Source organism: Kitasatospora sp. NBC_01266, from assembly GCF_036242395.1.
In the GTDB taxonomy this organism is placed as follows: domain Bacteria; phylum Actinomycetota; class Actinomycetes; order Streptomycetales; family Streptomycetaceae; genus Kitasatospora.
Genome location: NZ_CP108458.1, coordinates 6,435,818 through 6,456,836, shown reverse-complemented (window position 1 = coordinate 6,456,836; position 21,019 = coordinate 6,435,818). Strand labels below are relative to the sequence as shown.

General features: G+C 72.4%; 18 protein-coding genes. 10 read left to right on the top strand and 8 right to left on the bottom strand.

All coding sequences use genetic code 11. The features are described 5' to 3' along the window. Window positions 1-269: 269 nt before the first annotated feature. The 4 genes from OG403_RS27905 (at window position 270) to OG403_RS27890 (ending at window position 3,826) form a co-directional block, all read left to right on the top strand. On the top strand, window positions 270-1,784 hold the full coding sequence (locus OG403_RS27905) for a DEAD/DEAH box helicase (protein ID WP_329569030.1): 1,515 nt from the start codon (window positions 270-272) through the stop codon (window positions 1,782-1,784). A 56-nt stretch (window positions 1,785-1,840) separates the two neighbouring features. Further along, window positions 1,841-2,221 (top strand): CBS domain-containing protein, encoded by a 381-nt coding sequence (locus OG403_RS27900; RefSeq protein WP_329569028.1) that lies wholly within the window; start codon window positions 1,841-1,843, stop codon window positions 2,219-2,221. A gap of 319 nt (window positions 2,222-2,540) precedes the next feature. Further along, a complete protein-coding gene (locus OG403_RS27895) occupies window positions 2,541-3,194 on the top strand; it encodes an esterase/lipase family protein (RefSeq protein WP_329569025.1) in 654 nt (217 codons plus the stop codon). Window positions 3,195-3,388: 194 nt separating this feature from the next. Beyond that, window positions 3,389-3,826: a DUF1269 domain-containing protein gene (locus OG403_RS27890; RefSeq protein ID WP_329569024.1), complete on the top strand. Its 438-nt coding sequence runs from the start codon at window positions 3,389-3,391 to the stop codon at window positions 3,824-3,826. A 34-nt stretch (window positions 3,827-3,860) separates the two neighbouring features. On the opposite strand, the gene OG403_RS27885 is transcribed toward OG403_RS27890, so the two are convergent. Together OG403_RS27885 and OG403_RS27880 are read right to left on the bottom strand one after the other, a co-directional pair. Continuing rightward, window positions 3,861-4,397, bottom strand: a complete 537-nt coding sequence (locus OG403_RS27885) for a GNAT family N-acetyltransferase (protein ID WP_329569023.1) — start codon at window positions 4,395-4,397, stop codon at window positions 3,861-3,863. 182 nt (window positions 4,398-4,579) lie between these two features. Continuing rightward, complete coding sequence (locus OG403_RS27880; protein ID WP_329569022.1) at window positions 4,580-6,568, bottom strand: heavy metal translocating P-type ATPase; 1,989 nt, start codon at window positions 6,566-6,568, stop codon at window positions 4,580-4,582. Window positions 6,569-6,665: 97 nt separating this feature from the next. Here OG403_RS27880 and OG403_RS27875 point away from each other — a divergent pair, with 97 nt between their 5' ends. Next, window positions 6,666-7,043 (top strand): ArsR/SmtB family transcription factor, encoded by a 378-nt coding sequence (locus OG403_RS27875; RefSeq protein ID WP_329569020.1) that lies wholly within the window; start codon window positions 6,666-6,668, stop codon window positions 7,041-7,043. On the opposite strand, the gene OG403_RS27870 is transcribed toward OG403_RS27875, so the two are convergent. Then, window positions 7,020-7,607, bottom strand: coding sequence for a COG4315 family predicted lipoprotein (locus tag OG403_RS27870; protein ID WP_329569018.1), 588 nt, complete (start codon window positions 7,605-7,607; stop codon window positions 7,020-7,022). The two genes, OG403_RS27875 and OG403_RS27870, sit on opposite strands and share 24 nt — an antisense overlap. Before the next feature lie 156 nt (window positions 7,608-7,763). After that, on the bottom strand, window positions 7,764-8,834 hold the full coding sequence (locus tag OG403_RS27865) for a hypothetical protein (RefSeq protein WP_329569016.1): 1,071 nt from the start codon (window positions 8,832-8,834) through the stop codon (window positions 7,764-7,766). 290 nt (window positions 8,835-9,124) lie between these two features. Between OG403_RS27865 and OG403_RS27860 the strand changes: the two genes are divergently transcribed. Then, window positions 9,125-9,886 (top strand): hypothetical protein, encoded by a 762-nt coding sequence (locus OG403_RS27860; protein WP_329569014.1) that lies wholly within the window; start codon window positions 9,125-9,127, stop codon window positions 9,884-9,886. An 18-nt stretch (window positions 9,887-9,904) separates the two neighbouring features. Beyond that, window positions 9,905-11,074, top strand: coding sequence for a hypothetical protein (locus OG403_RS27855; RefSeq protein ID WP_329569013.1), 1,170 nt, complete (start codon window positions 9,905-9,907; stop codon window positions 11,072-11,074). Window positions 11,075-11,133: 59 nt separating this feature from the next. Here the strand turns inward: OG403_RS27855 and OG403_RS27850 are convergent, their stop codons facing one another. After that, on the bottom strand, window positions 11,134-14,397 hold the full coding sequence (locus tag OG403_RS27850) for a bifunctional cytochrome P450/NADPH--P450 reductase (protein WP_329569011.1): 3,264 nt from the start codon (window positions 14,395-14,397) through the stop codon (window positions 11,134-11,136). A gap of 200 nt (window positions 14,398-14,597) precedes the next feature. Between OG403_RS27850 and OG403_RS27845 the strand changes: the two genes are divergently transcribed. Then, on the top strand, window positions 14,598-15,302 hold the full coding sequence (locus OG403_RS27845) for a helix-turn-helix transcriptional regulator (protein WP_329569009.1): 705 nt from the start codon (window positions 14,598-14,600) through the stop codon (window positions 15,300-15,302). A 71-nt stretch (window positions 15,303-15,373) separates the two neighbouring features. Here the strand turns inward: OG403_RS27845 and OG403_RS27840 are convergent, their stop codons facing one another. Next, entirely contained in the window at window positions 15,374-15,994 is a 621-nt protein-coding gene (locus OG403_RS27840) for a hypothetical protein (RefSeq protein ID WP_329569007.1), read from the bottom strand. A gap of 168 nt (window positions 15,995-16,162) precedes the next feature. Here OG403_RS27840 and OG403_RS27835 point away from each other — a divergent pair, with 168 nt between their 5' ends. Both OG403_RS27835 and OG403_RS27830 read left to right on the top strand, forming a co-directional pair. Further along, window positions 16,163-17,023 (top strand): NAD(+)/NADH kinase, encoded by an 861-nt coding sequence (locus tag OG403_RS27835; RefSeq protein ID WP_329569005.1) that lies wholly within the window; start codon window positions 16,163-16,165, stop codon window positions 17,021-17,023. Window positions 17,024-17,275: 252 nt separating this feature from the next. Continuing rightward, entirely contained in the window at window positions 17,276-18,820 is a 1,545-nt protein-coding gene (locus OG403_RS27830) for an FMN-binding glutamate synthase family protein (RefSeq protein ID WP_329569003.1), read from the top strand. Window positions 18,821-18,832: 12 nt separating this feature from the next. Here the strand turns inward: OG403_RS27830 and OG403_RS27825 are convergent, their stop codons facing one another. Continuing rightward, window positions 18,833-19,930, bottom strand: coding sequence for a zinc-binding dehydrogenase (locus OG403_RS27825; RefSeq protein WP_329569001.1), 1,098 nt, complete (start codon window positions 19,928-19,930; stop codon window positions 18,833-18,835). An 88-nt stretch (window positions 19,931-20,018) separates the two neighbouring features. Continuing rightward, complete coding sequence (locus tag OG403_RS27820) at window positions 20,019-20,882, bottom strand: phytanoyl-CoA dioxygenase family protein (protein ID WP_329568999.1); 864 nt, start codon at window positions 20,880-20,882, stop codon at window positions 20,019-20,021. Between the last annotated feature and the right edge of the window lie 137 nt (window positions 20,883-21,019).

The following is a 21,019-nucleotide window of genomic DNA, read 5'->3' as shown; positions in this document are numbered from 1 at the left end:
CGTTGAGGCCCCCCTGGCTCCGCCACCGGCGGCCATCCCCACGCGAGACGCACAGCGCCGCGTGCGGATCGGCGCCCTGCCGTGACAGCTCACGGTTCGAGGTCTCCGCTCCCGCCCGTTCGGTGAGCGCCGACCGTAGGTGACGTGCCGCACGGTTCTCCGTCCACGCTTCGCCTGTCACACTTCTGGCCCGTTCCCTTGCGGTCTCCGCCGGCGCCCCGCGCTGCGGAGCCTTCCTCGTGACGTGCCGCCCTGAGGAAGGTCTTCGTATGACTCGCTCCAGTCGCTCCTCGTACCAGAACGCCAACTCCCGCGCCACCGCGGGCTCTCGCTCCGGCGGCAGCGCCTTCCACCGTGCCCCGTCAGGGGGCGCCGGGCGGTCCTCGGGCCAGGGGGGACGTCAGCGCTCCTTCCCGCAGGGCGAGTTCGCGATGCCGGTGAGCACCACTCCGGCGCTGCCGGCCGTCGAGTCGTTCGACGAGCTGGACATGCCGAAGGCACTGCTGTCGGTGCTGGCCCGCCAGGGCGTCACCGCACCCTTCCCGATCCAGGCCGCGACGCTGCCGAACTCGCTGGCCGGCCGTGACGTACTGGGCCGTGGGCGTACGGGTTCGGGCAAGACCATCGCGTTCGGTCTCGCCGTGCTGGCCCGCACCGCCGGGCAGCGTGCCGAGCCGCGCCGGCCGCTGGCCCTGGTGCTGGTGCCCACCCGCGAGCTGGCGCAGCAGGTCACCGAGGCGCTCACGCCCTACGCGCACGCGGTGCGGCTGCGGATGGCGACCGTGGTGGGCGGGATGTCGATCGGCCGCCAGGCGCAGGCGCTGAACCGCGGAGCCGAGGTCGTGGTGGCCACGCCCGGGCGGCTCAAGGACCTGATCCAGCGCGGTGACTGCCAGCTCGACGGGGTCGGCATCACGGTGCTGGACGAGGCCGACCAGATGGCGGACATGGGCTTCCTGCCGCAGGTGACCGAGCTGCTCGACCAGGTCGCCGAGGGCGGCCAGACGATGCTGTTCTCCGCCACCCTGGACCGCAACGTCGACCGGCTGGTGCGCCGTTTCCTCAAGGACCCGGTCACCCACTCGGTGGACCCCTCGGCCGCGACGGTGAGCACCATGGCGCACCACGTCCTGCATGTCCAGAGCCGGGACAAGGACGCGGCGATCGCGCACATCGCCTCCCGCGAGGGCGGGGTGATCATGTTCATCGACACCAAGCACGGCGCGGACCGCCTGGTGGAGTACCTGCTCGCGAACGGGGTGAAGGCGGCGGCGCTGCACGGCGGCAAGTCCCAGCCGCAGCGCACCCGCACGCTGGAGCAGTTCCGTACCGGCCAGGTGACCGCGCTGATCGCCACCAACGTCGCCGCCCGGGGCATCCACGTCGACGGTCTCGACCTGGTCGTCAACCTGGACCCGCCGGCCGACCACAAGGACTACCTGCACCGGGGCGGGCGCACCGCCCGAGCCGGCGAGTCCGGCACCGTCGTCACCCTGGTGCTGCCCAATCAGCGCCGCGAGATGACCCGCCTGACGGCCGCCGCCGGCATCACCCCCGCCTCCGCCCGGGTCCACTCCACCGACGAGGAACTCGCGCGGATCACCGGCGCCCGCGTCCCCACCGGTATCCCCGTCGTGATCGCCGACCCCGTCGTCGAACGGCCCCGCCGCAGCGCGTCCGCGAGCCGTAAGCGCCGCGGCCGTCCCGCCCACGCCGGCCGCAACCCGCAGACCGCCAACGGCTCCCGCCGCGCGGCGCCCAGGCGCGTCGCACTCGCCGCCTAGTTCCGACGCCCTGATCACCGCCGATACCGGCAACAGAGACGCGAAGGAGTCCGTCCATGACCATCACCCTCGAACGCCCCGTGCCCACCGCCACGGTCGGCGACCTCATGAAACGCCCAGAGCTGCAGATCAGCGACGATGTCATGGTCGACACGGCGATGGACATCCTGCAGAGCTCCGGCGCGGACCACGTCCTGGTCCGTGACGACGACGGCCGCTGCGCCGGGTTGCTGACCCGCCTGCACCTCGCGCCGTTCCAGGCCCGGTCCTGGTACACCGAGCGCACCGCGGTGCGCGACATCGTCCTCGACCGCGCCCCGTTCGCCACCGCCGACCTGCCCGCCAGCACAGCGGCCGCCGCCATGCGCTCCCGCGGTCTGGACGCGTGGCCGGTGGTGGACCACGACGGCCACGCCATCGGCCTGCTCAGCTTCTGAGTCCAGCCGCACACTCCCCCGCGCCCGGGCACGTTCGCCGTGCCCGGGCGCAACTGTCGCCACTCTTGGCAACGAGCTGGATTCAACCAGTGATCAGTTCGCGCAGCCGGAGCCGTGATGACGTACCGCAGACACCTCCTCGTGCGTGCCGGCCTAGGACCTGTCCCTGGTCGCCTCCCGGGCAGCTGCGGCAGCGGGCGCCACGCAGGTCGGCGGGCCCTCCTACGGGCCGGTCCAGGACAACTGGCTGAGTGCGTTCGCGTATTCGCTGCGTCATCCCGCCGCGCTCCCGCAGGGCGTCAACGACGCGGCCTGCCGGTTGACGCCGGCCCGTCCGCGACCGGTGGTCCTGGTCAACGGCACCGTCGAGGACAGCGATGCGAACCGGTCCCGGCTCGCACCCCGGCTCGCCGCCGACGGGTACTGCGTCTACGTGTTCAACTACGGTGGCACGCCCGGTAGTCCGATCCAGCAGACCGGGCCGATGCGCACCTCGGCGAGGCAGCTGGCCGGCTTCGTCGACACCGTGCTGGCCGCCACCGGAGCCCGGACCGCGGACCTGGTCGGCCACTCCCAGGGCGGCCTACTTCCGCTTTACTACATCAACCGGCTGGGCGGCGATACCAAGGTCCACCGCATGGTCGGCCTCGAACCCGCCAGCCGGGGAGTCCACGCCTACGGTCTGCTCCCGCTGATCAGCGCGGTGCCCGCCGGTTCCGCGCTGCTCGGTGCCACGCTGCCCGCAGCGGTCGACTTCACCGCCGGATCCGACTTCATGCGAGAGACCGCCCAAGGCGGCTACACCCGTGCCGACGTGCAGTACACCACCGTCATCTCCCGCACCGACGCCCTCATCACCGTCGCCGAAGCCCAACTTCCCCCCGCCCCGAACACCCCGTCACGCCGCAGTGCCACCCGGTGCTGCCCCTCCTGCCACCGCAGCCGTGGGCGCGGGCACCGGCTCCGGCCGTGACAGCCTCAGGTGAAACGCCCGACATGGCGGGTTAGCCTGGACGGGCGGGGGCAGCGCCTGGGACGACCGGCACCGACAGCCCCGCGGAGAACCGGACATGGCCACCAGCCGCCTGGGTCAGCCGGCTGCTGCGGTCACTCGCACTGGCCAAGAGCACGGCCGGAACCATCCGGCCCGGCGGAAGGAGCGGCTCCATGTCAACGACGGCATGGCGGTTCAGTGGTACCGAAGGAGCCGATGACGCAGTCCTCAGGGTCAAGCAGCTGGATGGTCAGGATCTCATCGATGTGCGTGATGTCGCCGTGATCCGCTGGCCGCAGTACGCGGCGGGGCCCCAGGTGCAGGAACACGTGACCGACGAGGGCAGCAGGGCCTCCTCGTTCGCCAAGAAGCTGAGCAAGGCCGGCATCGACAGCTCGATGATCGAGTCGGTGAAAGGTGACATGACGCTGGGGACCTCGGCACTTGTGCTGCTGAGCACCGACGCCGAAATCGACACCGTGGCGAAGGCGTTCGAGGGACACGCCATGGAGTTGATGCGCTCGGACCTTTCGGTGCAGCAGGAGGATCGCCTGAGGGCTGCCTTCAGTGACCCGTCCGACGCGGACCGGGGGCCGGCCGCCGGGCAATGACCCGGAGGCAAGCCGCACCGTAACGCCGTCGTGCTCACTGTGGTTCACCCCCCGATCGCTCACTGCGCAGCAGCGAGAAAACAACCTGGTCGTGCCAACGTCCGGCGCGCCACTGGGCGGAGCGCAGCACGCCCTCCCGGACGAAGCCCGCCTTCTCCAGCGCGCGCTGCTCGGCCAGGTTGGCGCAGTCCGTCCAGGCCTGGAGCCGTTCGGCCCTGGAGTGGTCGAAGAGGTACTCGGCCAGCAGCCGCTGGGCCCGGGTGCCGATGCCCCGGCCGTGCGCGGCGGGCACCAGGCCGATCGCCAGGGACCAGCAGGCGGACGTGTCGGGCCGCCCCCAACTGCCGGGGAACCACTCGACCCGGCCCACCGTCACGCCCGCCTCGGCGACCGAGAGCACCCCGCCGTCCGAACCGAGCAGGCCGGTCTCCGCGAAGCGGCGGCGCAGGCCGGCCGGTGAGCCGAAGCCGAACCACTGGTACGGGCCGACCCCCTGCGGTCCGCCGAACTCGCGCTCGAACAGGTCGAGATCGTCGGCGGTCACGGGGCGCAGCGTGATCTCATCGGACATGGAACGGCTCCTGGTCTTCTCCGCCGTACGACTCGAGCAGCACGGACGGTGCGGGCAATGGCTCCTGACCCTCGCACACCTCGAGCCGGCCCGGCGGCCGGGTCCGCCAGGGGCTGTCGTCAAACCCCCTTCGTCGCCGAGCAGAAGGGGGTTTGACGACAGCCCCTAGCGGCTGCGCCCGCTCACTTCGCGCCTTCCGCGCCGGCTCGCTGCCACGCGCTCTCGCGCAGCAGCCGCAGGCCGTTGAGGCCGACGATGACGGTCGAGCCCTCGTGCCCGAGGACACCGAGGGGCAGCGGGAGATGGCCGGCCAGGTCCCAGATGACCAGGCCGGAGATGAACACCGCGGCGATCACCAGGTTCTGCACCACGAACGCGCGGGCCCGCCGGGACAGGGCCACCACCGTGGGGACAGTGGCGAGTTCGTCGCGAACGATGACCGCGTCCGCCGTCTCCAGCGCGAGGTCGGAGCCGGCCCGGCCCATCGCGATGCCGGTGTGGGCGGCGGCCAGCGCCGGGGCGTCGTTCACGCCGTCGCCGATCACCAGCACCTTGCGCCCGGCCTTCTCCTGCTCCTGGACGGCGGCGACCTTGTCCTGCGGCAGCAGGCCGGCGCGGACATCGGTGATGCCGACCTCGCCCGCGAGGCGGGCCGCGGCGCGCGGGTTGTCGCCGGTGACCAGCATCAGCGTGGAGCCGGTCAGCCTCGCCAGGGCGCTGACGGTGGCGGCGGCGTCCGGGCGCAGCCGGTCGGCGATGCCCAGCACGCCGACGGGGGTGCCGTCGCGTTCGACCAGGACGGCGGTGCGCCCGCCGTTCTCCAGTTCCTCGGCGACGGCCGTGGCCTTGGCGGACAGCGCGCCCTCGCGGCCGTTGAGCAGTCGGGCCGGGGCGCCGACGGCGATGGCGTCACCCGCGACGGTGGCGGTCACGCCGATGCCGGGGGTGGAGACGAAGTCCAGGACCGTCGGGATGTCGAGGCCCCGTTCGCGGGCGGCGCCGACGACGGCGCGGGCCAGCGGGTGCTCGCTGGGGTGCTCGGCGCCGGCGGCCAGCGTCAGCAGCTCCGCCTCGGACAGGCCGGAGCCCGCCAGGGGGCGGATGTCGGTGACCCGGGGGGTGCCCTCGGTCAGCGTGCCGGTCTTGTCCAGCGCGACGGCGTCGACCTGCCCGAGGCGCTCCATCACCACCGCGGACTTCACCAGCACGCCGTGCCGTCCGGCGTTGGCGATCGCGGAGAGCAGCGGGGGCATGGTGGCCAGCACGACGGCGCACGGGGAGGCGACGATCATGAAGGTCATCGCCCGCAGCAGCGAGCCGGTCACGGCGGCGCCGAACGCCAGCGGGATCAGGAAGACGGCGAGGGTGGCGGCGACCATGCCCAGCGAGTAGCGCTGCTCGACCTTCTCGATGAAGAGCTGCGTGGGGGCCTTGGTCTCGGAGGCTTCCTCGACCATGGCGACGATCCGGGCGATGACCGAGTCGCAGGCGTCGCGCTCGACCCTGACCCGCAGGGCGCCGGTGCCGTTGAGGGTGCCGGCGAAGACCTCGTCGCCGGCCTGCTTGGCCACGGGCAGCGGCTCGCCGGTGATGGTGGCCTGGTCGACGTCGCCGGCGCCGTCCAGCACCCGGCCGTCGGCGCCGACGCGCTCGCCGGGGCGGACCAGGATGGTGTCGCCCACGACCAGGCTCTCGGTGGCGACGCTCTCCTCGTCGCCACCGTCCAGCAGGCGGGTGGCGGTGGTGGGGGCGAGGTCGAGCAGGCCGCGCACCGAGTCCTGGGTGCGGGCGGTGGCCAGTGCCTCCAGCGCGCCGGAGGTGGCGAAGATGACGATCAGCAGCGCGCCGTCCATCACCTGCCCGATCGAGGCCGCGCCGATCGCGGCCACGATCATCAGCAGGTCGACGTCGAGGGTCTTCTCGCGCAGCGCCTGCAACCCGGCCCAGCCGGGCTCCCAGCCGCCGGTGACGTAGGCGATCGCGTACATCGGCACCCAGGCCCAGGCGGGCGCGCCGGTCAGCTGCAGCGGCAGGGCGATCAGGAACGCGACGGTGGCTGCGGCGGCCCAGCGGGCCTCGGCCAGCGCGAAGACACGCGTCCGACGCGTGGGAGCAACCGCGCCGCGCGGGGCCGCGGCGGCGGCCGGGCGCTCGGTGAGGGTCGTGGACATGGCTTGCTGTTCCTTCGCGCAGGCAGGGCGGGGCGACCCATCCACCATACAGGAACATATGAACAGTTCTTCAAGCATCAGCTGTAGGATGGTCGCCATGGGCCATGGAGTCGCCAGCGCAGCCGAGAGCACCGTCCCGCGCTCCCCGCTGGACGCGTCCAACGCGGCCAAGGTCGCCGCGACCCTGCAAGCCCTGGCCGCCCCCTCTCGGCTGCTGATCCTGGCCCGGCTGCGCGAGGGCGCGCTGCCGGCCACCGAGTTGGCCGACGCGGTCGGCATGGAGCAGTCCGCCTGCTCGCACCAGCTGCGGCTGCTGCGCAACCTCGGCCTGGTGGTCGGCGAACGGCACGGGCGCTCGATCGTCTACGCGCTCTACGACCACCACGTCGCCGAACTCCTCGACCAGGCCGTCCACCACGTCGAGCACCTGCGACTGGGACTGCCCGACAGTTCAGTAGCCGCCGCCACCGCCTGACGTGCTGCTCGGCGTGGCCGCAGGAGTGGTGGCCGTGCTGGTGGCCGTGGGGGTGCCCGTGCTGGTGATCGCCGCACCGCTGGGGCTGACCACGTACCACTTCCCGCCGAACGCCGTGGCGCCCTGACCGTTGACGTCCCCGGCCTTGGCGTCGTCGGCGAAGAGGTACAGCGGGTGGCCCTTGTAGGTGACCTGGGTCGTGTGGTCCGCCCTCGTGCTCGTGCCGACCAGGGACGCGGTGACCCCGCTGGAGTTCGGCGCTCCGGTCGTGAGGAGCGGCGGCCACGCGGCCGCGCACGAACCGTTGCAGGTCGAGGTCGAGCCGGTGTCCGACTCGAAGAGGTAGAGCGTCCGGCCGGATCCGTCGACCAGGATCTGCCCGTCGGGCGAGTTGGCGGTCTTCAGGGTGGCAACCCCACTGGCCGGTGCGGCCGTTGCGCTTACCGAAGGCGCGGACGCGGAACTCGACGTGGACTTGGAGCTGGAACTGGAGCTGCTGGAACAGCCGGCCACCAGGGCCGCCAGGGCGGCAGCACCCGCAACTGCTGAGAGAACAGGCTTCATCAGGGACTACTTTCACGCGAGGGGCATACGGCCAGTGTCCGCGTCGGCACCCACGCCCACCACCTGGCCCGCTCGACCCGGCGGGTCGAGCGGGCCAGGCAGGGCAACAGCCTCACCCACTTGGCGTACTGCGCTGTCACCGCCGCGGTGATCCGATCAGTGCAGGACGTCCAGCTGGTTGGTCGCGTCGTCGACGAAGTACACCGCGTCCGCGTCGAGGCTCACCGCGAGCCCGAACAGCGCACCGGCGCCGGGCGGCGTGCCGCTGGAGTCGAGCTGGCGGACCGCCACCTGGTCACCGCCCGCAGTGGTCTCCACGAGGTTGCCGTCCCCGGAGTTCGCCGTGAGGATCGTGCCGCAGGGCGAGACGGCCAGCCCGAGCGGGCCGTTGAGGTTGCCGCCGGAGCTGACGACCCGTCCGGTGCCGGCGTCGGTGTCACGCTTGACCGCGTCCGGGATCGCGGTGATCCGGTTGCCGAGGGTGTCGGCCACGAAGAGCGTGCCCTCGTCGTCGAGCCCGACGCCGGTGGGACCGATCACCAGGGCGGCCGGATCCGTCTGCTGGCCGAAGCCCGAGCCGATCACCGTGGTCGCCACCCGCCGCGGCGGCTCGTCACCGTGCCGGTCCAGCGTGATCCGCAGCACGGTGCCCCGATCCACCTCCGAACCGCCGCCGGCGACCGTCCCGTTGAGCACGTTCGTCACGAACAGCTCGGTCCGGTCACCGGAACTGCGGGCGGTCATGTCCCACGGACCGTTGATGCCGTCGCCCGCGATCGTCTCGCGTACGGTGCCGTGGCTGTCCAGCACCAGCAGGCAGCCGGCCTGCGCGGTGGCCGAGGTACCGTCCGAGGTGGGCAGGCTGCCGACCACCACCCAGCCGTCCGGCAGGATCGACAGTGCCGTCGTGAGCCCGATGCCGCCGGGGCACGGCCCGGGAAGGTGCGCCGGGTCGATCTGCGCGAACAGGCTGACGGCGCCGTCCGGGCTCACCTGGACCAGGGTGCTGCCGGTGCCCTGGTGATTCTGCGCGTTGTTGAAGTTGCTGACCAACACGCTGCCCCGGCGCAGCTCACCGACGCTGTGCCGCACCACCGCGGTGCCGTACGGGTTCTGGTCCCCGTTGGCGGGGACGGTCGAGGCCACCGTCGTGACCGTGTTCAACGGCCCGAGGAACGGTTCGTCGGCGGCGGCCCCGGCCGAGGCCGAAACCCCGAACAGCAGCACGGCCGCCGAGGTCAGGCCGGTCCGGAGCCAGGCTTTCGCCCGTCCCCCTACAGCCGGCTGAAATGACTCAGAGTTATCTCCCATAACGCCAAGTTAGGTCCGGGGCAGGCAATCCCGCGCGCCGACGCCCGCCAAAGGAGGACGAGGCCCGCAGCGCGGGCACGCGACCGGTAAGAAAGCGGTAAGGCGGCTGGGAGCCGACTCCGAGGAGGCTCTCACCCTGCGGATCTACGCTGGCGATCGCACCAGGTGCTGGTGACACCGCCCGGCACGGCCACTCGGAGGCCCCAGTGATCACGCTCGTCCTGATCGGACTCGTGGGAGGTCTGATCACCGGGATCTCGCCCTGCATCCTGCCGGTGCTACCGGTGATCTTCCTGTCCGGCGGGGCGCAGGGCGCCCGGGACGGCGCGGGCCCCGGCGGTCGGCGGCCGTACCCGGTGGCGCTCGACAACGACTACACGACCTGGAACGACTACGCCAACCAGTCCTGGCCCGCCGAGTACCTGATCGACTCGACGGGCACCGTGCGCTACGTCTCCATCGGCGAAGGCGACTACCCCGGCACCGAGTCGCTGATCCGCCAACTCCTCACCACCGCACACCCGGGCCGCACCCTGCCCGCCGCGACCCAGGTCGCCGACCGCACGCCCACCAGCAGCGCGCAGACCCCGGAGACCTACCTCGGATCCGCCCGCGCCACCGGCTACGCCGGCGACACCGCACTCGCCCCGGGGACAGCCGCCTTCCACTACCCCGCGACCGTCCCCGACGACCAGTTCGCGCTCACCGGCACCTGGTCGGTCAGCGACGAGTCCCTGACCGCGAAGGCTAACGCCGGGATCACCCTGAACTACCAGGCCGACGACATCTACCTCGACGTCGGCGGCACCGGCACCATCACCGCCACGGCCGACGGGAAGACCACCACCTTCCCGGTCTCCGGCGCACCGAACATCTACACTCTGCTCAACCGCTCGACCCCCGAGCGGGGTTCACTCCAGGTCACGCTCTCCCCGGGGGTGAGCGCCTACTCCTTCACCTTCGGCTGACCCGCTAGGTGGTCCGTCATGACCCGCTACTGCGTCGACCCTGTTCGACACGAACTCATCGCCGCCTGGGGAACCGGGCAGGGCGAACTGGCCACCCGGATCGCCGCACTCCCGGCCGGCACCGACATCGCCGCGCTCTCCCGCCTGGCCGCAGCCCTCACCCAGCTGTCGACGGCGGCCTGGCGCACCTACACCCACCCGGCCAGCGCCGCCGACTCGTTGGAGGTGAACAGCGAGGGCTGGCGCCGGGAGCAGGAACGCAAGGCGTTCGGCGAGGTCGCCAAGGCCGTGGCCGCGCCGAACCTCCCCCATGGCGGCACCATGACCGTCTCCTACAGCCCCGTGCTGGAGAACGCCCACCGCGTCGGCCGAGCGCTCATCGCCCTGGACATCCCGGAGTTGACCGAGGCGATCCGGGCCGAAACCGCGATGGAGCTGGCCGCCGTCGAGGGCGCCGAACTCGGCGACCTCACCGGCCGCGCCCAGCAGGCCGTCCTGCTCAGCCGCGAAGGCGCCTCCCCCGTCCAAGTCGCCGCCGCCGACCGGCTACTGGACGAGGACCCGTTCGGCCCGGCCGCCCTCTACTCCGACATCGACCCGACCGCCGCGGCCGTGGCAGCCGCCCACTGGCTGTACGCGGCCGCCGAAGCCGTCTCCGAGGTGTCCGGACACGCACCGACCGAGGTGGTGCGCGAGGCGGACACCATCGAGGCCCTCCCCCACGCGACACCCACGCTCGTCCTCGAACTCCTGGACGACGGCGTGTCCCCCTACGACGCCGTCACCGGGCTGGTGCGCCACGCCATGAAGGTCGCCGACGGCGTGCTGCCCGACCCGATCGCCTTCCGCGAACAACTCGCCGAAGCCGAGGAGCTGATCACCGAGTACGCCGACGACGCCGAGTCGGGCGCGGTACTCATCGGTGTCCGCCTGACCCCGCTGGACCCGCGCCGGCCCGCCCGCGACCTCCTCGAAGACCTCCTCACCGGCATCAACGGCTGCTGGCTCCTGCACGACGAGTACGCCGAACCCGACGACGAGGGCGACGAGGGCGACGAGCCGGACGGCGAGGACGGCGAGGACGAGTCGGACGACGAGACCGCCGAGCGGCACCAGCGCCGCAGCCGCGCCCGGTTCGCCGCACTCGTCCGCGCCGTCGCCGCGCAGAACCGCGACCGGCTGACGTAGCGGAGCAGCCGCCGCGAACGCCACCCGGGCGAGATCCCGCCGGTCGTCGTTGCCGGTCCTCAGCCGCTGTAGACGTCTTCGACGTACCGGCTCTGGTCCATCAGGGTCTGGAGCCAGTGCTGGGCGTCGGTGCGGTCGGCGCCTCGGGTCTGTCGCAGGTAGACGGCCTGGAAGGCGTCCCGGACGCCGGGGGCCATCCGGGCGCCGTCGCCGCAGACGTGGACCCGGGCTCCCGCGGTCAGCAGCTCCCACACCTCCTCGGCCTCGGCGGCGATGCGGTCCTGCACGAAACGCCGGCCGTCGACGGGGGCGCTGCTGAAGGCAGGGCGCAGGGAGACCGCCCCGGCCCGCTCGGCGGCTCGCAGCTCGTCGGCGTGCAGGTAGTCGGCGTCGGGGGCGTCGCAGCCGAAGTAGCACAGCGCCGGGGCGAGCGGGGTGCCGTCGGCCAGCAGGGCGCGGCGGTCGGCGATGGCGGCGCGGAACGGGGCGAGCCCGGTGCCGGCGGCGATCATGATGATCGGGGTGTCGGCGTCGTGGCCGATCCGGAAGGCCTCGCGGCACGGCTGGATCCGGGCGAGCACGGTGTCGCCGGGCAGTACGGCGTTCAGGTAGCCGGAGCCGGTGCCCCGGAAGGTACCGCGCCCCGAACGGGCGGGTGCCTCCAGCAGGGAGACCATGAGGTCGACGTGGTGCGGGTCAGCCGTCGGCGAGGAGGAGACGGAGTAGTGGCGGGGCCTGATCGGGGGCAGCAGCTCCAGCAGCGTGGGCCAGCTCAGGGCCCCGCGCAGGGCGGGGTGGTCCTCGATCAGGTCCAGCAGGGTGCGCTGGTCGGCGGCGCGCGCGTCGGTGTTCTCGGCGAGGGCACCGAGCGCGGCCCGCTCGGGCGGGCAGGGGTTGAGCGCGGCCAGCACGGCCAGTTGCGCCGCGGTCGGGCGGTCCTGCAACTCGACGTGGCGGGTGAGCAGCTGACGGACGGTCAGCAGCCGGTCGACGGGGATCCGGTCGCGGCGGGGGCGGCCCTGGACGATGCTCAGGACGGTGTCGAGGTCGACCTGGAGCAGGTGGGCGGCGCGCTCGACGAGCGCGGGGTCGTTGGCCGGCAGCACCGTGAGGTGGTCGGCCGTGCGGTAGGCCGTTCCCTCGGGCAGGGCGAGGCGGACCAGGCGCTTGGCCCGCGGGTACTCCGGGTGGGTGAGGCCGGCGGTCTCGACGACCGTCATCGGCGTCGTGCCGTGCCGGGCGGCCAGGGCGGCCAAGGCGTCGAGCGCGTCGCCGGTGACTTCGGTGACGGTGTAGGCGGGGCCGTCCTGCTCGTGCTGCTCGTCCTGCTCGTGCTGCGGCCCGGCGGTGGTGGTGGGGTCGCCGTACCGCTCCAGCAGTGCGGTGCGCAGCGCGGCGGTGAACGACTTGACGCTGCCGGTCAGGTCGCCGGAGGCGTCGGCCTCCGCGCGGTCGAGCAAGCGGGTGGCACCGAGGGCGGCGAGCCGGTCGTCGACGAGGGTGGGGATGCGCTGGTAGGTGGCGGACCAGTTGCGGTCACCGACGCCGAGGACGGCGTAGCTGACGCCCTCGGCCGCGCCGTCCCGGGCTTGCCGCAGCCAGTCCACGAACGCGGCCGCGTCGTCGGTGGGTTGGCCGTTGTACGAGGCGGTGACGATCACGACGGGCCGGTCGGTGGGCAGCGCGCCACGGTGGGCGTCCAGCGGGGCGACGGCGGTGTCGCACCCCAGCTCCGCGGCGAGGTCGGCGAGCCCGGCGGCGAAGTCGCGGCAGGTCCCGTAGTTGGAGCCGTGGAGCAGCAGCAGCCCGGTGCCCTGGCGTACCCGGGTGGGCAGGTCGGCGGCCTCAGCCGGGCCGCTGTCGGGCTCTGCGGCGCTCGCGATCGGCAGTGCGGCGCGGTTGGCGGCCCGGTCGGCGGGGGTACGCGGGGCGAGCGTGAGGGTGAAGCCGTCCGGCTTGATGGTGAGCGACTGCTTCAGCTTCAGCTGGTAGTCGGCGTGGTCGATCAGCCGGTACCGGTGGATCACCATGGCGAGCACCATGGTGGCCTCGTGCAGCGCGAACTGCCTCCCGATGCAGGCGCGTTCACCCGTTCCGAACGGCTTGAACGCGTGCGGGGAGCGCGCGGCGACCGCCTGTGGCGCGAAGCGGGCGGGGTCGAACTGCTCGGGGTTGTCGCCCCACACCGGGTCGCGGTGGAGCATCGGGGTGATGGCCCTGACGCTCTGTCCGGCCCGCAGCGGAATGCGGCCGCCCAGGACGGTGTCCTGACGCGCCTCGCGCGCGAACCCGGGGGCGGTGGGCCACAGCCGCAGGGCCTCGTTCAACACCTGCCTGGTGTAGCGCAGGCGTCCGACGTCCTCGAAGGCGGGCTCCGGGGTGGGGGTGTCGCCCCACATCTCGTCGACCTCGTGCTGCGCCAGGCTCAACACGGCCGGGTTCTTGGCCAGGTAGTACAGGGCGAAGGCCAGGGCTCCCGAGGTGGTCTCGTGCCCGGCGATCAGGAAGGTGATGATCTGCTTGCGGACGTTCTCCGGGTCCAGGGTGGCGCCGTCGGAAGGGTGCGTCGCGGTGAGCATCAGGCCCAGCAGGTCCTGCGGCCGGCCGGGTGCGGTGTCCGGGGCGACGGTGCGGGCGGCGATCACCTCGTCGACCACCGAGGCCAGGTAGGCGGCGTCGACGCGCATCGCCTCGTCCTGCTCGCTGTGGTCGACCCCGGCGCTGCGGCCGACCGAGGTCATCGCCCAGTCCAGGCAGCGCACCATCGAGCTGACGAACGGGTGCGGCTCGTCGCGGTCGAAGGAGCCGAAGTCGAAGTCGAATCCGGCCAGTCCGATGGTGTCCAGCGTCATCCGCGTCATGTCGTCGGCCACCTCCACCGGACTCCCCGTGGCGGCCTGGCGGTCCCAGGACCCGATGAGCCGGCGGGCGACCTTCAGCATCACCGGGTGGTAGGTGCGCATCGACCCCAGGCCGAAGGCGGGCATGAGGATGTCGTGGGCCTTGGCCCAGTTGGGCTCGGTGATGTGCGCGGTGAACAGCCCGTCGCCCAGCAGCGGCCGCAGGTTCGCCACCCCGAGGCCGATGTTCTTGGTGAACCGCTGATCGTCGGCCAGCTCGGTGGCGAGGTCCAGGCCGGAGACGAAGAGGTTGTCCTGGCCGTCCACGCGCAGCGCGAAGGCCGGGCCGAGGCGCCGGGCCGCTTGCATCAGCCCCAGGGTCGGCGTGCTGCCCCAGTCGACGGCGGAGATGTCGATGACGGGGATGTCGACAGCGGGGATATCGACAGCGGGGATGTCGACGGCGGGGACGGTATCGGCCATGGGTGAACTGCCCTCCAGAATATGGGGTTTACCGGGATGGCGCCGCCACGACCGCGGCAGCCGTCTCCACCGTCCCGCCCCCGGGGCACGTTGATCGCTCGGATGGCTACATGATTTTGTAGTGGCCTCGGGCTCCTCGCACTGGCGAGTCCCGGCACCCTGGTATAGGAGCAGCACGACGCGACAGACAGGAGCGCGTAATGGATCCCCAAGGACAGCAGGCGGGCTGGCGGCTGGCCGACGCCGCGATGTCGGATCGTGAGCGAGGCATCTTCTGGCGCAACCGACTGCTGATCCTGTTCGACCTCTTACCGCTGCCGGCCGCCTTCTGCGAGTCGGACGGCACGATTCGGGTGGTGAACCCCGCGATGGCCCTGGAGTGGGGCGTCCTGCCCGGCCACCTGACCGGGCGCAACGCGCTGGCACTCTTCCGCCTGACGGCCGGTGCCCAACTCCACCCGGTCAACGAAGCGGTACGGCTGCGGCGCAGGTCGCGCTACCCGGTCAAGGTCTCCTGGTCCAGCGCGAGCGGCGCCGAACGCCACGGCGAGCTGATCATCGACGTGGTCACCGACCTGCCGGACGCGTCACCGAACCTCCTGCTGCTCCTGCGCATGGTGGACCAGCACGCCGCGCCCGCCCCCGGCCCGGCCCCGGAGGAGCACGCTCAACTCAGTGCCGTGGAGGCGCAGATACTGGCCCTGGCCGCAGGCGGCTGCACGACCACCCAGATCGCCGGCGCGGTCGGCCTGACCGACGACGGGGTCAACTACCACTTCAGGCAGCTGTCCCAGCGCTGGGGAACGACGAGCAGGGCGGCACTGGTCGCCCGCGCCTACGCCACCGGCGTCCTCGCACCGGGGACCTGGCCCCCGGTTCCCGCGCACCGCGACCCGCGGACCTGACGACCTGACGACCTGACGACCTGACGACCTGACGACCTGACAGCGAACGTCACGGCGGCCGTCGGTGATGCTCAGGCGATGAGCTGACGGCCCTGCTCGAAGAAGGCCAGCACCCCGTCCACGCCGCCGAGCTCGCGGACCGTGGCCACCGCGCCGAACGGCGCGTTCCAGTACTTCCCCTGCTGCCGGACGTGCGGGCCGACGTAGGCGTACGGCTCCGCCCGGAAGTCGTCGCCCGGGGAGACTCCGTAGTCGACCGCGGCCACGGTCACGCCGATGTCGAAGTGCTCGGGCCAGATCACCGGATCCGCCCCGGGAAACATCCGGCGCAGTGCGGCGTCGCCGACCGCGAAACCCTGCGCGATCAAGTGCGCGGGTCGCGGATCGGCTTCGATCACGTCCTCGGGGCCGACACCGGATCCGCCCTGGTAGAGCCCGGCGGGCGCACCGGCCGTGACTCCGATCGCAGCCGCCAGCGCGGCGCAGCTGGTCCGCTCCAGGAAGAGCCGCTGTCCGGATGCCACCAGAGCCGCACCGACGACCTGCACGTTCGGCTCGGCACAGGTGGCGAAGCCGCCGAGGGAGGCACGCAGCCTGATCGTGCCGCTGGTTCGGAACTGCGGGCCGGCCAGCACCAGCTCCGCGACCGCGTGCAGGGCGCGGCGGGTGCGTACCAGCGATTCGGTGTCCATGACGGCCTCTCTCCCACAGTGGCACCGGCTTCGGTCACCGGAGCGGCGGACCCGACCTCCACGGTGCGGCTCGCGCGCCCGCCGGGTTGTCCGGGCCGTTGCCGCGTGCGTCACTGAAACCACGAAGGGGAAGAGCCGTCCACTGGTCGACACCTGAGGAGCCGGTCCATGCGAGCCGTCAGCGCTGTCGGGCTGGTGCTGCATCCGCAACGTGATTGTGGGCATGCCACCGAGACGATCGCCACCTGGGCGCACGCACGCGGCGCTGTCGTCCTCGGGTGCGCCCAGGACGTGGGGCGCACGACCGACCGGGCGGTCGCGGTCACTCCGGAGGACCTGTCGCGCCGGGCGGACCTCATCGTCGGTCTGGGCGGGGACGGCACGGTGCTGCGGGCGATGCGGCTGGCGGCAGCCGGGCACGCTCCGGTTCTGGGCGTCAATCTCGGCCGACTGGGGTTCCTGGCCGAGATCGACGTCCCCGAGCTTCTGCCGGCCCTGTCGGCCATCGACGAGCACCGCTTCACCACCGAGCCCCGCTCCGCGGTGAGCGCCGTCGTCGCCGGGCGGGAGGCCGTGGCCTTCAACGACATCGTGCTGGTCCGCAGGCCGGGACACCCCTCAGCCGCCGTCTCGCTGCGCGTGGACGGGCACTCCTTCGTTCGCTACCTCGCCGACGCGGTGATCGCGGCAACGCCGACCGGCTCGACGGCCTACAGCTTCTCCGCCGGAGGTCCGCTCGTCTCCCCGAGCGCGGAAGGCATGCTCGTGATCCCGGTCGCCCCGCACTCCGCGTTCAACCGGGCGCTGTTCCTCTCCGCCGGGGAGAAGCTCGCCCTCGAAGTCCTGCCCACCAGCGGAGAGCTGGGCGTCGAAGCGGACGGCCGGCTCGTGGGAGCCGCCCGGCCCGGCGACGTCATCGACGTCGTCATGCGGCCTGCCGCCGCGCGGGTGATCCGGCTCGGCGGGACCACCTTCTACCAGCGCGCCCAGCGCAAACTCCAGCTCACCGGCTCGGCGGAGGCCGAGTAGCGGTCTGCGGTGACGGTCTGCGGTAGCGGTGTCAGCCGGGCCGTCCGGGAGCGCTTCCCCCATCAGGCGAACCCCGGACCAACCCCGAACCAGCCCCTGACCACATGCCGGTCCGCGTGGCCTCCTACTATCATCTCGAATTCTTCGACGGACGCTGATGCCCGCCTGGTCGTGTGCCCGCCGTCCAACGCGCAACACGACACCACGACTCCGCCGCACGGCGATGGAGTCGTGCACCGAGGAGGAACGTTCATGCACGCCCGGAAGATCGGCGCGGCCGCCGCAACGGCGTTGGCGCTTCTGGCTGCCCGCGACCTCATCCAGAAGAGGCACGCACTGCTCCGGAACTTCCCGGTGATCGGGCACGCCCGGTACCTGCTGGAGGCGATCGGGCCGGAGCTGCGGCAGTACATCGTGACCTCCAACGAGGAGGAGCGCCCGTTCAGTCGTGACCAGCGCACCTGGATCTACGCGTCGGCGAAGGAGGAGAACAACTACTTCGGGTTCGGCACCGACGTCGACGTCGAGCACGTGCAGGGGCACGCCTACCTGAAGCAGCGCACCTTCGCCGGCCCGCTGCCCGACGCGCACGACCCGCAGGCCCCGCTGCCCTCGGCCAAGGTGCTGGGCGGGCCGCGCGGGCGCGCCAAGGCGTTCCGGCCGGCGAGCGTGGTGAACATCTCGGCGATGAGCTTCGGATCGCTCTCCGGCGCGGCCATCACGGCGCTCAACCAGGGGGCGGCGCTGGCGGGCACGATGCACAACACGGGTGAGGGCGGCCTCTCGCCGTACCACCGCAACGGCGGCGACGTCGTGCTCCAGATCGGCACGGCGTACTTCGGCTGCCGCAACGAGGACGGCACCTTCAGCCTCGACAAGCTCAAGGACGTGGTCGCCGGCGCCCCGGTCAAGGCGATAGAGATCAAGCTCTCCCAGGGCGCCAAGCCGGGGCTGGGCGGGATGCTGCCGGGCGCGAAGGTGACCCCGGAGATCGCCGAGATCCGGGGCATCCCGGTCGGCAAGGACTGCGCCTCCCCGTCGCGGCACACCGCGTTCAGCGACGTCGACTCGATGCTCGACTTCGTCGAGTTGCTCGCCACCGAGACCGGTCTGCCGGTCGGGATCAAGAGCGCGGTGGGCGAGATGGGCTTCTGGCAGGAGCTGGCCACGCTGATGGCGCGGGGTGACCGTGGTGTCGACTTCGTGACCGTCGACGGCGGCGAGGGCGGCACCGGAGCGGCGCCGCTGATCTTCACCGACTCGGTGTCGCTGCCGTTCCGGATGGGCTTCTCCCGGGTCTACGGCACCTTCGCCGAGCTGGGGCTGACCGACGACCTGACCTTCATCGGCTCCGGCAAGCTCGGCCTGCCCGAGAACGCCATGGTCGCCTTCGCCCTGGGCGCCGACATGGTCAACGTGGCCCGCGAGGCGATGCTGTCCATCGGCTGCATCCAGTCGCAGAAGTGCCACACCGACAAGTGCCCCACCGGCATCGCGACCCAGAACCCGTGGCTGGCTCGCGGCCTCGACCCGACCTCGAAGGCCACCCGGGCGGCCGTCTACCTGCGCACCCTGCGCCGGGAGCTGATCAAGGTCTCGGCGGCGGTCGGTGTCGCCCACCCGGCGCTCATCACCGCCAACGACATCGAGATCATGAACGGCGACTACGAGGCCCGCACCCTGGCCGGCGTCTACGGCTACAAGGACGGCTGGGGCGAGCTCGGCCCGCACCTCGCCGATGAGATCACGGCGCTCCTGGCCGGCAAGCCGGGCTCCGTCCAGAAGCCGGCCGTCTGACGCGCCGGCGGATCAGCAGGCCAGCACCGCCTTGAGGGCGGTGCCCCGGCTCGCCTCGCCCATCGCGGTGCCGACCTGGTCGAGCGGGAAGGTGGTCACCAGGGAGGCCAGGTCGAAGCGGGCGAGCAGCTGGGGCAGCAGGCGGATGTACGCGCCGAGGTGGGCGCCGGTGAAGGCCCAGGAGCCGACCAGGTCGAGCTGGCGGTGGACGATCTGGTGCGGGTTGAACGAGGTGCTGCCGCTGTCCGTGTACTGGCCGACGATCAGGTAGGAGCCGCCGCGCCGGGCCATCCGGGTGCCCTGCTCGACGGCGACTGGTACCCCGGCGCACTCGATCACCAGGTCCGCGCCCAGTCCTCCGGTCAGTTCCAGCACCCGCGCGAGCGCCTGCTCGGGGGTGCCGGTCTCCACGGTGTCGATGTACTCGTCGGCGATGCCGGCCGCGCGGGCGGCGGCCAATCGGGAGGCCGGGCCGCCGACCAGCAGGACCCGGGCGCCGGCCAGTTGCGCCAGGCAGGCGGCCGCCAGGCCGACCGGGCCGCTGCCCTGGACCACCACCGTCTCGCCGAGCCGGACCGGGCGGCGCTCCCAGAGGGCGTGGATCATCGTGGGCCCGGCGCAGGCGAGGGCCATCGCCGCGACCGGATCGGTCCCCGGCGCCAGCCGGAAGACGGCGGTCCGGGGCTCCAGGGTGATGTACTGCGCCCACGAGCCGCGCAGCGGCGAGGCCTCGCTGGTGGGGCGGTTGACGCCGTAGGTCTGGCGCCGCGCGCAGAGCGTCGGCTCGCGCAAGGTGCGGCAGGAGTGGCACTCGCCGCAGGCGATCGAGGACGCCCACATCACGGTGTCCCCGACCGCCAGCGGGGCGCCGTCGCTGTCCTGAGTGGTGCCGGGGCCGAGTTCGTGGACCGTGCCGAGCCCTTCGTGGCCGAGGACCAGCGGGACCGGCACCGGCAGGTGGCCCTGGGCCAGGTGCAGGTCGGTGCCGCAGATTCCCCCGTACCGGCAGGCCACCGTCAGGCCGTCGGCCGGTGCGGGCGGCAGCTCGAACGAGGCGACGGCGGGCGGAGTGGCGAAGTCCCGCAGGACGACCGCACGGGCTGTGGTCACGGCGTTTCCTTCCGAGGTGGCAGGGCGAGCCGGGCGGGCCCGGCATCAACGGGCAACTGATCGAATGCGCTGGCGAGCTGACGATACGTCAGACTGCGGCGATGATCGGCAGGTCGTCCTCGACCGGCAGCGGGCGGGTGTCCCGGCAGACCAGGTACTCCGCGCGCGGCTCGCCCAACGGCGTGTTGTGGACACTGTTGTAGGTCGCGATGGCGACCCGCCGCCCGGCGGTCGAGTTGTTGGGCGAGGAGCCGTGGACGAGTTCCGGATGGAAGAAGACCACCGTCCCCGCCGCACCGGTGGGCGCGGTGACACCCCGGCGGGCGACCAACCGGTCGAGCAGCGCGGGCGGCACGGCGATGTCGTCCGGGTCCAGATGCTGGCTGGAGCGCTCCTGCTCGCCCCGGTCGGCGCGGACCAGGCCGTCGGTGTGCGAGCCGGGGACGAAGGCGATCGGGCCGTTGTCGGCGGTGACCTCGTCCAGGAACAGTACGGCGCTGACCAACTCGGCGGTGCGCAGCAGGTCGGCGATCCGCCAGGCCACGTAGTCCTGGTGCCAGGCCCAGCCGTCACCGCCGCCGGCCGGCTTGGCGTTGATCTTGAACTGGTAGAGGTAGAGCTCGGGGCCGAGCAGTTGGCGGGCCGCCCGCACCAGGCGCGGTGCGCGGACCAGGGCGGCGAACTCGGGCTGGCGCAGGTGGGAGGCGTAGAGCGCGCGCACCTTGTCGGCCGGCGTCGCGTCGGCGTCGGCGGTTGAGGCGCCGGCGGAGTCGGAGTCGGAAGCGGAAGCGGCCGTCATGCTGTCGGCTTCGACGATGCGGTGGTCACCGGGGACACGGGTGTCCCGGTCGTACGCGTCGCGCAGGGCCGCGATCTCCGTGGGCGTGAACAGGGCGGGCAGGACGAGCAGTCCGTCCCGCCGGTAACGGTCGACGTCGGTCGAGGTGAGCATGGTGCCGGACTCCCAGTCAGGGTGGCTGCGGCCGTGCGGAGGCGGCCGGCTGGCGGGGCACGGACGATCGCGGCGCGGCAGTGCCAACAGCCGGCCCGGCGATCGATGGAGGGAGGGGAACGGGTGCGCGGGGACAA

Excerpts from the sequence above, each read along its gene's own strand:
- OG403_RS27890 (WP_329569024.1), top strand. The coding sequence starts at position 3,389 with ATGTCAACGACGGCATGGCGGTTCAGTGGTACCGAAGGAGCCGATGAC.
- OG403_RS27820 (WP_329568999.1), bottom strand. The coding sequence starts at position 20,882 with ATGCTCACCTCGACCGACGTCGACCGTTACCGGCGGGACGGACTGCTC.
- OG403_RS27900 (WP_329569028.1), top strand. The coding sequence starts at position 1,841 with ATGACCATCACCCTCGAACGCCCCGTGCCCACCGCCACGGTCGGCGAC.
- OG403_RS27835 (WP_329569005.1), top strand. The coding sequence starts at position 16,163 with ATGCGAGCCGTCAGCGCTGTCGGGCTGGTGCTGCATCCGCAACGTGAT.
- OG403_RS27880 (WP_329569022.1), bottom strand. The coding sequence starts at position 6,568 with ATGTCCACGACCCTCACCGAGCGCCCGGCCGCCGCCGCGGCCCCGCGC.
- OG403_RS27855 (WP_329569013.1), top strand. The coding sequence starts at position 9,905 with ATGACCCGCTACTGCGTCGACCCTGTTCGACACGAACTCATCGCCGCC.
- OG403_RS27840 (WP_329569007.1), bottom strand. The coding sequence starts at position 15,994 with ATGGACACCGAATCGCTGGTACGCACCCGCCGCGCCCTGCACGCGGTC.
- OG403_RS27830 (WP_329569003.1), top strand. The coding sequence starts at position 17,276 with ATGCACGCCCGGAAGATCGGCGCGGCCGCCGCAACGGCGTTGGCGCTT.
- OG403_RS27875 (WP_329569020.1), top strand. The coding sequence starts at position 6,666 with ATGGGCCATGGAGTCGCCAGCGCAGCCGAGAGCACCGTCCCGCGCTCC.
- OG403_RS27870 (WP_329569018.1), bottom strand. The coding sequence starts at position 7,607 with ATGAAGCCTGTTCTCTCAGCAGTTGCGGGTGCTGCCGCCCTGGCGGCC.
- OG403_RS27885 (WP_329569023.1), bottom strand. The coding sequence starts at position 4,397 with ATGTCCGATGAGATCACGCTGCGCCCCGTGACCGCCGACGATCTCGAC.
- OG403_RS27845 (WP_329569009.1), top strand. The coding sequence starts at position 14,598 with ATGGATCCCCAAGGACAGCAGGCGGGCTGGCGGCTGGCCGACGCCGCG.
- OG403_RS27850 (WP_329569011.1), bottom strand. The coding sequence starts at position 14,397 with ATGGCCGATACCGTCCCCGCCGTCGACATCCCCGCTGTCGATATCCCC.
- OG403_RS27905 (WP_329569030.1), top strand. The coding sequence starts at position 270 with ATGACTCGCTCCAGTCGCTCCTCGTACCAGAACGCCAACTCCCGCGCC.